This is a genomic window from Nonlabens ulvanivorans, assembly GCF_032922765.1.
GTDB classification, from domain to species: Bacteria; Bacteroidota; Bacteroidia; order Flavobacteriales; family Flavobacteriaceae; genus Nonlabens; species Nonlabens ulvanivorans.
Genome location: NZ_CP136694.1, coordinates 2987735 through 3001382 on the forward strand (window position 1 = coordinate 2987735; position 13648 = coordinate 3001382).

9 protein-coding genes are annotated in these 13648 nt (G+C 36.0%); 6 read left to right on the forward strand and 3 right to left on the reverse strand.

Translation table 11 applies throughout. From position 1 onward, the window contains the following. Window positions 1-55 precede the first annotated feature (55 nt). From R1T42_RS14365 to R1T42_RS13525, 6 genes are all read left to right on the forward strand, one after another. Window positions 56-265 (forward strand): DUF2383 domain-containing protein, encoded by a 210-nt coding sequence (locus tag R1T42_RS14365; protein WP_394805711.1) that lies wholly within the window; start codon window positions 56-58, stop codon window positions 263-265. Next, window positions 259-423: a ferritin family protein gene (locus R1T42_RS14370; RefSeq protein ID WP_394805712.1), complete on the forward strand. Its 165-nt coding sequence runs from the start codon at window positions 259-261 to the stop codon at window positions 421-423. The genes R1T42_RS14365 and R1T42_RS14370 overlap by 7 nt, the downstream gene beginning before the upstream one ends. A gap of 264 nt (window positions 424-687) precedes the next feature. Then, a complete protein-coding gene (dnaE, locus tag R1T42_RS13510; RefSeq protein ID WP_317290691.1) occupies window positions 688-5040 on the forward strand; it encodes a DNA polymerase III subunit alpha in 4353 nt (1450 codons plus the stop codon). A gap of 110 nt (window positions 5041-5150) precedes the next feature. Beyond that, window positions 5151-5471: a thioredoxin gene (gene trxA, locus R1T42_RS13515; protein ID WP_042287338.1), complete on the forward strand. Its 321-nt coding sequence runs from the start codon at window positions 5151-5153 to the stop codon at window positions 5469-5471. Window positions 5472-5661: 190 nt separating this feature from the next. Then, on the forward strand, window positions 5662-6660 hold the full coding sequence (locus tag R1T42_RS13520) for an NADP-dependent oxidoreductase (protein ID WP_317290692.1): 999 nt from the start codon (window positions 5662-5664) through the stop codon (window positions 6658-6660). A 120-nt stretch (window positions 6661-6780) separates the two neighbouring features. Beyond that, complete coding sequence (locus R1T42_RS13525) at window positions 6781-7710, forward strand: DUF58 domain-containing protein (RefSeq protein ID WP_042296075.1); 930 nt, start codon at window positions 6781-6783, stop codon at window positions 7708-7710. Window positions 7711-8108: 398 nt separating this feature from the next. Here R1T42_RS13525 and R1T42_RS13530 read toward each other — a convergent pair whose 3' ends face one another. The 3 genes from R1T42_RS13530 to R1T42_RS13540 all read right to left on the reverse strand — a co-directional run bounded on the left by R1T42_RS13530 (window position 8109) and on the right by R1T42_RS13540 (window position 13632). Then, window positions 8109-10838 carry an alpha-amylase family glycosyl hydrolase gene (locus R1T42_RS13530; protein WP_317290693.1) on the reverse strand — a complete coding sequence of 910 codons (2730 nt, stop codon included), beginning with the start codon at window positions 10836-10838 and terminating at the stop codon, window positions 8109-8111. Between the two features lie 64 nt (window positions 10839-10902). Beyond that, window positions 10903-12018 (reverse strand): SusF/SusE family outer membrane protein, encoded by a 1116-nt coding sequence (locus R1T42_RS13535; protein ID WP_317290694.1) that lies wholly within the window; start codon window positions 12016-12018, stop codon window positions 10903-10905. Window positions 12019-12036: 18 nt separating this feature from the next. Next, the gene (locus R1T42_RS13540) at window positions 12037-13632 is read right to left on the reverse strand and encodes a RagB/SusD family nutrient uptake outer membrane protein (protein ID WP_317290695.1); all 1596 of its coding nucleotides are present in this window, start codon (window positions 13630-13632) and stop codon (window positions 12037-12039) included. Between the last annotated feature and the right edge of the window lie 16 nt (window positions 13633-13648).

Consider the following 13648-nt stretch of genomic DNA (forward strand, 5'->3'; position numbering starts at 1 on the left):
AACAAGCTAAATGAATTATTAGAAAAAAAATTATGATGCTGAGGCTGGATATAAATTGGCCAAAGAAAAAGTAGAGAGTAAAAGATTAAAAGGATTTTTTGAAAATCAAGCGCAAGAACGATATGATTTTGGTCACGAGCTTAAAAATGAAATCCGTAACTATGGAGCAACTCCAGATAAAGGAACGAGTGTAAAAGGTGATGCGCACCGCGCATGGATGAACATCAATCTACCTTTACCTCAGATAATGAAGAAAGCATGTTAGAAGAGGCAATTAGAGGAGAGAAAGCTGCTGTAGAGGAGTATGATACCATAATTGCAGATATGACATTGCCGCCGTCAACAAATTCATTGTTAACGAAGCATCGTGATAATGTGCAAACAGCATTAAATAAAGTAAGTGCGATGGAAAGCATAGCATAATTTCCATAGATTATTGATTGAGGACCCTTTTGAGGCATCAAAAGGGTCTTTTTTTTAGATGTAAATAAGTAAATCTTTTGCTGCTTTTGTTCATAACTACATTTTTAAAAAGAGTTTCAATCACGTATATTTAAAATTCTGATTTTAAATTTTAATCGATTTTTAAATAACTGTTTTTAAGTTAATTAACTGGTTGAGTATAACTGATTTTTTTGACTTAATAATAACAATTTGACAACTCGATAACGCAACACTCATTCTACTATGTATCTCATTTTTGACACTGAAACTACAGGATTACCTAAACGCTGGGATGCACCTTATACAGATGTAGACAATTGGCCACGTGTGATACAAATTGCATGGCAATTGCATGATGAAATGGGTAACCTTATTGAGCACAAGGATTATCTAGTTAAGCCAGATGGTTTTGATATACCCTATGATGCAGAGCGTATTCATGGTATCTCTACAGCACTTGCAGATCAGCAAGGTGTGCCGCTAGAAGAAATGCTGTCTGAATTCAATATAGCACTTAGTAAAGCAAAATTTGTAGTAGGTCAGAATTTAAAATTTGATTTAAACGTCACTGGTGCAGAGTTTGAGAGAACTCAAATCGCAAACGATTTACAAGAGATCCCGGTACTAGATACCTGTACAGAACACACTGCACAATTATGCCAGATACCTGGTGGTCGTGGTGGTAAATTTAAGTTACCTACACTTACAGAGTTACATCAGTTTCTTTTTAATCAACCGTTTGGAGAGGCCCATAACGCCACTGCAGATGTTGAAGCGACAACTAGATGTTTCTTAGAATTAATACGTAAGCAACAATATTCAAAACAACAACTAGACGTTGCAGACGATTACTTTGTACGCTTTCAACAACAGAATCCGGCACCTATACGACCTGTAGGGATTACTCATATTAATCTTAAGAAAGCATCAGATCAACTAAAAGAATCTTCATCACCAGAGCTTTCTAAACAAGAAATTAAAGAAAATCTAGAGGAACTTAATGAGGCACAATTTGCACATTTACATTCTCATTCTCAATTTTCAATCTTGCAGTCTACTGCAAGTGTTCAAGATCTGGTAATGGCAGCTGCTGCAAATGACATGACTGCTGTAGCCATGACAGACCATGCAAATATGATGGGAGCTTTTCATTTTGTAAAAGCGGTAAAAGCCCATAATGCGAGCCTAGTAAATGATGATGATAATGAGTTGCAAAAAAAGCCATTAAAACCTGTTATAGGTTGTGAGTTTTTTGTTTGCGAGGATATGAATGATAAGTCCCATAAAGACAATGGGTATCAAATCGTATTGCTGGCCAAAAATAAAAATGGTTATCTCAACATTGCAAAAATGTCTAGTAAAGCCTATGTAGATGGGTTTTATTATGTTCCTAGAATTGATAAAAAATTAATTCAAGAGTTTAAAGAAGACGTTATTGTCCTTACTGGTAACATGTATGGAGAAGTGCCTTCAAAAATCCTCAACATAGGAGAAAATCAAGCCGAAGAAGCACTTCTTTGGTGGAAAGAAGAATTCGGCGATGATTTATATGTTGAAATCATGCGTCATGGACAGGAAGATGAAGATAGAGCAAATGAGGTTTTGATATCGCTTTCGCGAAAGCATAACATCAAAATGGTAGCGACTAATAATACTTATTACGTACATAAGGAAGATGCAAATGCACACGATATTTTATTATGTGTAAAAGATGGAGAGAAGCAAGCGACACCTATAGGTCGTGGACGTGGTTATCGATATGGATTGCCTAATCAAGAGTACTATTACAAATCTGCTACAGAGATGAAACTTTTGTTTAAGGATTTGCCTGAGGCGATTCTTAATATTAGCGAAGTTCTAAATAAGATAGAACCCTTTGAACTAGCACGAGATGTACTATTACCTAAGTTTGATATTCCAGAACAGTTTCTAGACGCGCAAGATGAACATGATAATGAAAAACGTGGTGAGAATGCTTACCTAAGGCACCTAACTTATGAAGGTGCAAAAATACGTTATGGTGAGATTACACCGGAAATTGAAGAACGTCTAGATTTTGAACTAGAAACGATCCGTAAAACGGGATATCCAGGATATTTCTTAATTACTTGGGATTTTATAAAGGCTGCTAGAGACATGGATGTAGCAGTAGGTCCTGGTCGTGGTAGTGCGGCAGGTAGTGTAGTCGCCTATTGCTTATGGATTACAAATGTAGACCCGATACATTACGACTTACTTTTTGAGCGTTTCTTAAATCCAGATCGTGTAAGTATGCCAGATATTGATATCGATTTTGATGATGAAAATCGATACAAAGTGATGGATTATGTCATTGAGAAATATGGAGCCAGTCAGGTGGCACAAATTATTACTTATGGTACCATGGCGGCAAAATCTTCCATACGTGATACCGCAAGAGCATTAGATTTACCACTTAATGAAGCAGATCATATTGCAAAATTAATTCCTGATTTTGCTAAGCTTAAAAAGATTTTTGCTCTTGAAGATAATGAGGTTCGTAGCAAATTCCGTGGTGAGGATGCTGACATGGTTGAAGAGCTTAGAGGTATCGCAGCAGGATCTGACCTGGCTGCTGAAACTTTAAGACAAGCTCGTATTTTAGAAGGTTCTGTAAGAAATACTGGAGTTCATGCCTGTGGTGTGATCATAACACCTGCGCCACTTACTAATTTTGTACCGGTTGCTACCGCAAAAAATTCAGACCTTTATGTAACCCAATTTGATAATGAGGTTGTAGAAAGCGCGGGATTGTTGAAGATGGACTTTTTAGGGCTTAAAACACTAAGTCAGATTAAAGACACTGTTGCAATTATTAAAGAGCGACACCATATTGATCTCGATATCGAGTCTATACCATTAGATGATGCTAAAACTTATGAGCTTTTTCAAGAAGGTAATACAATAGGGATATTTCAGTATGAAAGTGCTGGTATGCAGAAGTATATGCGTGATTTAAAACCGACGCAATTTGCAGATTTAATTGCCATGAACGCCTTGTATCGTCCTGGTCCGCTTGAATATATACCAGATTTTATTGATAGAAAACATGGTGTAAAAGAGATAAGCTATGATCTTGATGGTATGGAAGAGTATCTTTCAGAAACCTATGGTATTACCGTCTATCAAGAGCAAGTAATGCTACTTTCTCAAAAGCTTGCAAACTTTTCAAAAGGTGAGGCAGATGTCTTGCGTAAGGCGATGGGTAAAAAGCAAATGGCTACACTGCAAAAAATGAAGCCTAAGTTCTTAGATAACGGAGAATCAAATGGTCATGATCGTGAAATACTTGAAAAAGTATGGAAAGATTGGGAAGCATTTGCATCTTATGCATTTAATAAATCTCACTCCACATGCTATGCGTGGATAGGTTATCAAACTGCTTATTTAAAAGCAAACTATCCAGCAGAGTTCATGGCGGCAACCTTGTCCAACAATATGAACCAAATTAAGGACGTAACTAAATTTATGGATGAGTGTAAACATATGGGATTACCTGTGCTAGGTCCAGATGTTAATGAGTCTAACTATAAGTTTACGGTAAATAAACAAGGTGCGGTTCGTTTTGGGATGGGAGCTGTTAAAGGTCTCGGTCATGGAGCTGTAATGACTATTATAGAAAATAGAAAAGACGTTGCTTATAAAAGCATTTTTGATATGGCTAAGCGTATTGATTTGCGTGCTGCTAATAAGAAGTCTTTTGAAGCACTAGCCTTAAGCGGTGGATTTGATGGGCTAGGTGGAGAGAATAGAGCACAGTATTTCCATCAATCTGATAATGGGCAGATTTTTTTAGAGCAGGTTGTTAAATATGCTCAAAAATATCAGGAAAATGAAAACAGTGCTCAGGTAAGTCTTTTTGGAGAAGCTAGTGATGTACAGATTCCAGAACCAGAATTACCTATCTGTGAAGATTGGGGCACGATGGAGAAATTGAAACGTGAAAAAGAAGTTGTAGGTATTTATATCTCTGGTCATCCACTTGATGATTATAAAAAAGAGATGGAATTTTTCTGTAATACAGGACTGTCTAGCTTAAAAGATTTACATGGTTTAGTAAATAGAGATTTGACCTTTTGTGGAGTGATAAGTGATGTTCAGCATCGTATTACAAAAACCAATAAAGGTTGGGGAATGTTTACGGTTGAAGATTATGAAGACAGTTTTGAGTTCAGACTTTTTAATGAAGATTACTTAAAATTCAGGCACTTTTTAGTCCCTAATTCTTTTATCCATTGCAAGATTAAAATCAAAGAAGGCTGGATTGATAAGAAGACAGGTAAGCCTACAGATCCTCGTATTAATTTTATGGCCATGCAGCAACTACAGGACTTAATGGCTAGTAGTGCAAAAAAATTGACTATTCAATTTCACATTAGTGAGGTCGTTGAAAATAGAGTCGAGTGGTTAAAAGATGTTATAGAGACCCATAAAGGTGATCATCAATTGTTTTTTAATCTTGTAGATCACGAAGAAAAAATCTCTTTGAATATGCCTAGTCGCTTGAAAAAAGTGAATGTAACTAACGAATTATTAGATCTATTAGACGAACAAGGCATTAATTATGGAGTTAATTAAGGTCAAATCACTAAGCAACATATCGCTATAAGTAAGTCTAATGGTGACAGCCTGTGATATGGAATAGGATTTGATTACTTTTGTATATAGAATTTTAAACAGCAAGTAAGATGGCACTAGAAATAACAGATGCAAATTTTGAAGAAACAGTATTAAACAGTGATAAGCCAGTATTGGTAGATTTTTGGGCAGCATGGTGCGGACCATGTCGCATGGTAGGTCCTATCATTGATGAAGTAGCTACAGATTATGATGGTAAAGCCGTTGTAGGTAAAATGGATGTAGATGCAAATCAAGAGTTTGCTGCAAAATATGGTGTTCGTAACATCCCTACAGTTCTTGTTTTCCAAAATGGAGAAGTAGTAGGACGTCAAGTAGGTGTTGCGCCTAAGAATGCATATACAGATGCAATAGACGCATTATTGAACTAGATTATAGTTTTTACTTTATAAAGAAGCCTGTTTTGTAATTGAAACAGGCTTTTTTATGCTCGTAACTCATTGTTTTTCAAGTTTAAGAAGCATTACGTTTTCAAATATTTAACCTAATCGTTTTAAACTTTAATACAACGCTAGTACATCGTTGCTCACCATTACAGTATCTTGAAATAAAATACTAATCATGAGCAGGACTATAATATTAAATCAAAGACCAGACGGAGCACCCCAAACAGGCGATTTTAAAATTATAAGTGAAGAACAACCACCCATTAAATCTGGAGAAATACTTTTAAAGGCAAAATATGTTTCAGTAGATCCATATTTAAGAGGACGCATGCGCGATGAAGAATCCTATATCGAACCATTTAAAATTAATAATCCAATCGCTTCTACCGTAATTGCTGAGGTTGTTGAAAGTAAAAATGATAAGTTTAGCAAAGGGGATTTTTTAACCGGAATGTTAGATTGGAAAGAATATCAAGTGCATACTGGGGATAATTTGCGTAATGTAGATGGTGACAGTATCTCTCTAAGTGCCTATTTAGGAGTTTTAGGTTTAACAGGATTAACCGCTTACTTTGGATTAAATAGGATAGGAGAACCTAAAAAAGGTGAGACATTACTAGTATCTGGTGCAGCTGGTGCGGTAGGTTCCATAGTAGGTCAAATTGGTAAAATAAAAGGATTAAGGGTAATAGGGATTGCTGGATCTGATGAAAAAGTATCGCTACTTACTGATCAGCTGGGATTTGACGCAGCCATTAATTATAACACGACAGATGATATGGCAGCGGCTATTAAAGAATATGCACCGGACGGCGTCGATATCTATTTTGATAATGTAGGTAGTTATACCTTAGATGCTGCCATGAAAAATATCAATCGCTTTGGGCGTGTCATTAATTGCGGTGCTATCTCGCTTTATAATGAAACAGAGCAACCTACTGGTCCTCGTTTAGAGACTACACTGGTAAAGAAAAGTGTTAAAATGCAAGGGTTTATAGTTCGTAATTTCGAGGAAGATTTTCCAGAAGGTGTTCAACAACTGTCTAAATGGTTAAAAGAAGGTAAGTTAAAACATGAAGAAACAATTGTAGAAGGATTTGATTCCATACCACAAGCCTTTATTGATTTGTTTGATGGTAAAAATAAGGGTAAGATGGTTGTTAAAATCTATTAGGTATGCATAACAATTAGGTTGATAAGTATTCCGCTTTCGCGAAAGCGGAATCTTTTCAGTCCTTAGTACTTTTATAAAAAGATAATTTGCAAATATTCTTGATACTCTTATCTTCACAAAATGGATATTCAAAAGGAGTTAAATAAAACTACAGGCTTTAAAAACCTTGCGCTACTAGCCAGTCAGGTAGTTGAAGGTTTCATATCTGGAATGCATAAATCTCCTTTCCATGGTTTTAGTGCAGAATTTGCAGAGCATAAGATCTATAATCCAGGAGAAAGTACACGTCACATAGATTGGAAGCTTTTTGCTAAAACGGATAAGCTATACACAAAGCGATACGATGAAGAAACTAATTTGCGTTGTCATCTGATTATAGACAATAGCCCTTCTATGCATTATCCTTCAGTTTCTAATCAACAATTAGGAAATCTCAATAAAGTAGGATACAGCGCACTAGCAGCTGCTAGTGTAATGAGTGTACTCAAAAAACAAAGGGATGCTGTAGGATTATCTGTTTACAGTGATTCTTATGAATATTATGCACCTGAAAAAGGTAGTGATAGACATCACAATATGTTATTAGATCAGTTGTCTAAAATGGTTGTGAATAAGCCTAAAGGAACAACAACAAATACCTATAAGTATTTACATGAGATTGCAGAGAAAATGAAGCGACGATCTCTTATTTTTCTTTTTACAGATATGTTCCAAAGTGACGTCCAAGAAAAAGAACTGTTTGAGGCGTTAAGACATTTAAAATATAATAAACATGATGTAGTCCTCTTTCATACCTATGATAGTGCTACTGAAGTAAATTTTGACTTTACAAATAAACCTGCTCGTTATACTGATGTAGAGACTGGTGAACATATCGATTTATATGCAGATAATGTAAAAGAAGTTTATAAAAAAGCTGTAAGCGCTTATTTTGAAAAACTGAGAGTACGTTGTGGTCAAAATAGAATTAAATATATGCCTGTTGATATACAGCGCAATTTTGATGTGGTACTCACTACTTTTCTTTTAGAAAGACAACTTTTCAAATAATATTTACCAATAAAAAAAGCCCGTCGTTAAACGGGCTTCATAACTCTATTTTTGAAAAGAGTAAGAGTTATAAGAATAATTAATTATTCCTTCTGCAAATTTGTTTATTATGCATGCATAAAGATAATTAAAATCTTACATTTTTTCTAATATCGATAAACGCTATAAAATTCATACAAAAGGTCGTTAAACAAAGAAAGCCTATCGTGAGATAGGCTTTCGTAACCGAATGAATTATGAAAAGAGTATTAGGTTACACTTAAATCGGTACTTAAATTTTTAGGGAAAACCTAAGTCCTTTATTTGAGCATTACAAATATCTGATTATACTCTTCTTTTATTTAAAATGTGACCAATCCAGAAAAACTAATCGTTAAAGTACTTATTTGTCTGATTAACTACTCTTTTATCAATTTTATTTGGTGATTTCCTTTTACAGTTTGAACTGTGATGATGTAAACGCCACTTGTAAGGCTCTCGATAGAGTAATTGGGTAAGCTCTTTTCATAATCAAGTACTTGCTGTCCTTTCATGTTGTAAATTTTCATGCTTTGAATGTCTTCAGATAATCTGAAAGAGTTTTGAGCAGGATTAGGATACAACTTTATACCTGTCGTTAAGTTAGAGCTGTCTTCATTACTTAATGGATCTTGTAATTGCTGAGTAGAGTAAACTCGATATTCACCAGGTTGTAGATTAATCATTGCAGTGGTATTAGTAATATTTACAGTTGTATTACTGAAGTATTCATACCAAGTTCCGTTTTGACTAAAATTTGGATTAACATTTTGGGCTGTAATGCCATAATTAGACAGTACAACGACGTCAAAGACAGGTCCATTTAAATTAATACGTTTTGTAACTCCAGACACATCTAGGTTGTTGTTTGTAGTGTTCCACGTATCTGGATATTTAGTTTTAAAACCTATCATGGTAGCAGTAACATTATATAAGTCCATGCGGTCTTGGTCAGTATCATAATTCAGTGTCCATGGTATCGGTTTGCGACCTGTACGACCGTTCTGATCAATATCTATCTCATAGCCTAACTCGCCAAACTGCCAAAGCATTTTAGGGCCAGGTATGCTGTATAATATCGCAGCAATAGCCTCTTGTCTATCTAATGCTACAGGTAAACTACGTACGTTATGCGAAGAATTTGCAGAGTTTCCAAAATTTAAGTTCTTATACATTAAACGTTGCTCATCATGACTTTCTGCATAAGCAACTAGGTGCTGGTCATTCCATCCTCTAGCTAGATAGTAAGATCTAAAAACATCATTGTTACTAGAATAACCCATAGAATTTTGATTAAACTCATCAGTCATCTTGCCCCATAGCATAAAGCCTGCATTTGCTAAGGCTGTCTCTTCAGAGTTGTCGCCTAAATGTTCAAGAATCATGTATATATCATTGCTATTTGCATTCCAAATGGTGTTCTTATAATCGTTAAGAATATCTACTCTAGATTGATCATATGCACTCCATGCGCTAATGTTACCTAGTGTGAAGTTTTGAGTAAATCCTTTCGAAAGATCAAACCTAAAACCGTCGATACGATACTCATCGATCCAGTATTGTAATGTCTGTTTAACATAGTCTCTGGTCCACTGGCTCTCATGATTGAAATCATAACCAACATTAAAGTCATGCGTAGGAGAAGAATTTAAATAAGGGTTGTTTGCAGCTGGTCTAAAGTTATTTTCATCCCACCAAAGTTGACACAATGGACTTTGCGAAAAGGCATGATTATATACTACATCTATTACAACAGCAATTCCTCTAGAATGACATAAATCTACTAACTCTTTAAATTTTTCTGGGGTACCGTATGCTTTATCTAATGCTCCATGAAACTTAGGATTATAACCCCAGCTGTCCGTTCCTTCAAACTCATTTACTGGCATTAATTGTAGCGTATTGATTCCTAATGTTTCTAAATAGTCAATACGATTTATTACTTCTTGAAAACTATCGTTCTCTGAAAAGTCACGTACTAATAGTTCATAAATAACTAGGTTTTCCTTATTAGGTTTCTGAAAATTATTAACCGTCCAATTATAAGGTGTCGCTTGATAAGTATATAATGATACATCACCAGTTGTAAGTCCTGTAGGATATGTTGGTAAATTAGGGTAATTACCAGGCTTGATATATTGATCACTATCTGGATCTAATATTAATCCAGAAAATGGATCTGCAACTTTGAAAGTATAATCAACTATATATTGATATTGAAAAGTCTGTCCAGCAGTAAAATTTGAACTAGGAACAGTTACCCAGAAGTAGTCACCATCTTTAAACATTTGAAAGTTAGTGTCTAGGTTCCAGTTTGTAAAATCACCTATTAAGGCAGCATCCGTTTTTCCTGGAGCAGCGAGTAAAAAAGTGACACTACCATCTGCATTCTCATTGACTCCATTTTTAAGCCCAGCAGGTCTTGTTTGCGTTTGCGTTGCCGCAGGAACAAAAACGTTCACAGCATCTGTGATTTGTTGTGCTCCATTATCTGCAGTTAATTCTATTGTGTGTCCACCTGTCGTATTAAAAGTATACGGTGATGTGATGTTCATAGAACTAGTCGCAGTGCCTATTGATGTATTATTGACCTTTAATTCAAGTGTTGCATTTTGAGAAGCGTCACCTGATATATTGATGGTTTGATTTAAGGTAAAAATATCTCCATCTGCAGGTGAGGTAATTAATGCATTTAGGCCTGGTTGAAAAATAGGTAGAAAAATATCTGGACTTGTCTGGGCACTTGCTGCTGCGTTTCTTACAACTAGGCATATTTCACTCACGACATCACCAGCTGCGACATTATAAAAGGACTCTATATCAGACCCAAGTGTTAACTGGTAGATATTTCCTCCTGTATTTACAAATTGAGGTGCGCCATTATTATCATTAAATGTGGGCACAATAATGTTTTGCCATCTATTTCCGTTAATCGTTACACCGGTGTAGGCATAAAGAGTACCTGTGGTATTTTCTAACGCCGTACCAGTAGAGTCAAATATTAATGTAACCTGATCTGTTTGAGTAGGAGTGGATGGGTTTGTGGTTACTTGCGCTTTCGCGAAAGCGAATCCTATAAATGCTAAAAGTATAAGTAAATTGTTTTTCATAGTAAAGTCTTTAATCTAAAAAAGGGCTGTTACCAGCCCTTTTTAATTATTATCTGTCCATTAATTATTGAACAGGAATTAATATGTAACGACCATCTAAATCATTAAAGAAGATGTCATAAGCTCCTGGTGCTATAGGCACATTAGGACCATCTTGAGTTCCCTGACCTGAGAATTCAGTATCGCTTCCCCAGTTAGTTGCCCAATCATCGTTTGCTCTAAACTTTAATTCACCAGATATAAGAGTAACGTTTCTTAAGCTCCATTTGTGAGGATCAAAGCTAGATTGATTCATAGCTGTACTAGCGCCCCATCCTGCAGGAGTACTATCACCTATAATACCAACCGTTGTGTAAGTTGCCGCAGTTGCTGCAGTACTATTAGCTGTTATAGAGAAACTAGAAGCTCCTTCTGAAGAGTTGGTCACGCCATCTACATCTACCACAAAGTCATAGTAACCAGCAGCAGGTGCAGCAAATGAATTAGGGTCACTACCACCACCATCATTAACTCCTACAGCTCCGTTGCGCTCACCATATTGTGGCTGCCAGAATCCTGGAGTAGAAAGTAATTTAAATTCATCACCGTTGAAATAACCTGTGTAATAATAAACGGTTTCGTTTGCTGGATCACGGAACAACGCAGGGTTGTTGTTATCATTACTCCATCCAGCTTCTGTGGCTGCTCCAACTAGATATAAGTCTGAGAACGGATATGCTGCAAAAGGAGTGATAATGATGTTTACCTCATTTGAAACTATAGGGTTAACAGCTGGGTCTGCTGTAGTAGCTACAACTCTTAATTTATAATTACTAGCAACAGTTGCTTCTCCACCTAGTGCAATCGCAGCCGCATTTAACGTTTCATAAGTAACGGCAACATTAGTCTCAGTACTAGCTCCTAATATTTGTGGTGCACTATAGTCACCCATGTCAGTATCCATTTGTAAAGTATAGTCTATTTGTACTGGTACTTCAAGGCTTATAGCGTTCCATGTAAAACGCTCTGCTAGGTCATCACCATTAAACTCTGTTACTTCAAATGCTCCAGATCCTGGAGATAATGTAATTTCTCCAGCGGTATTAGTGTTTAAATTGAATTCTTCAGAATCATTGTCATCACAAGATGTGATAGCAGCAATTGCTAAAAACGATAGTATTAATATTGAAAACTTTTTCATCGTATTGCTTATTTATAATTAGTATCCAGGATTCTGGATTAGGTTAGGATTTAAATTTACTTCTTGTGCTGGAATAGGTAATAAATTACGGAATGGAGCGGTTGTAGTTCCAGATTGAACATTTCCTTTCCATGCCCATACTTTACCTGTCGTGAATTTTCCGAAACGGATCAAATCTTGACGTCTATGCGTTTCCCAATGGAGTTCTCTAGCTCTTTCATCTAGTATAAAATCTAGGTCTATATCACTTGCTGTGATATTACCACTAGTGTTTCCATAAGCTCTTTCACGTAGTTGATTGATATAGCCTTCGGCTATGTTTAAGTCTCCGCCAGCAGCGCCTCTTACAGTAGCTTCAGCATACATTAAATAGGCATCTGATAATCGAAATACTGGGAAATCTATATCAACAAAGTCTCCTACAGTATCGCTACCAGCATTACCATTTACGTCGATGTTTTTAAATTTCTGAATAGCAAACCCATCTTTGAATCGTCCAACATCAGCAATTTCTAAATTTTGATCTTGAGTAAAGAAAGTTTCACGCTGGTCTGCGCTATTTTCCATTCCTGGGAATAACTCAACAAATTCCTTTGTCGTACGTATTCCACCCCAACCACCGTTGATACCAAACTCTGAAGGATCCATATCTCCACCAACTGGTGCGTGTGTTAAGTAAGTCGTGCCACCAAATGTTTGTGTATTTAAACCATCAAAGTTTAAAGTCCAGATAAACTCGCTTTGTGCACCGTTACTATCATTATCTGCATAGAAACTATACGCATATGGTACCGTTGGAATCGTATATCCACCATTAATTACCTTATTCGTATAGATTAAGGCATCATCGTTTCTTTCAGTTCCTGTATAAACTTCTGCATTTAAATACATCTTTGCTAATAACATTTGAAGGGCAGCTTGATCTGCTCTACCATACTCATTCATTCCTGCTGGAACAATTTGGTCTTCAATAGCTAATAGTTCTGTTTCAATCCAGTTGAATAAGTCCGTTCTATTGATTGCTTCTAGACCATTTGCTACATCAGTGTTTTCAGTACTAAAAGGCATTGTTCCAAAAAGGTCCATACCATGATAGTATGAGTAAGCCCTTAAAAAGCGAGCTTCATTTCTGTATTCTGCTACTTCTGCTCTAATATCACTAGGCACATCAAACTCGTTAAGTTTTGCATCTGACGATAGTCTTATAAATTCATTACATACAGAAATCTGATAATTGATTCTAGAGAACATAGCGTTGATGAACTCATTTCCATCTGTCCACACGTGACCATGAAGATCTTTAATAGTACCGTCATTCCATGCGATGATAGCTTCATCTGTCGTAAGCTCTTGCATGTTCCAGTATAATCTTAGGTAGTTAGAAAAACCACCATCGATTCCAGAAATATCTGCATTACCATCACCACCAGATTGTCCGCCTAGCATTAAACCTGCATAGGCTTTTGCAATAAGACCGCGATAAGTAGTAGGGTCTTTTAATAAATCAGCTTCTGTTAGAGAATCTCCATCTGGTTCTACAGTAAGCACGTCATCACAAGCTGTGAATAATAACATACCTAAGAAAACCAAAATAATCGATTTATACATTTTCATATTATTGCTTTTTTAA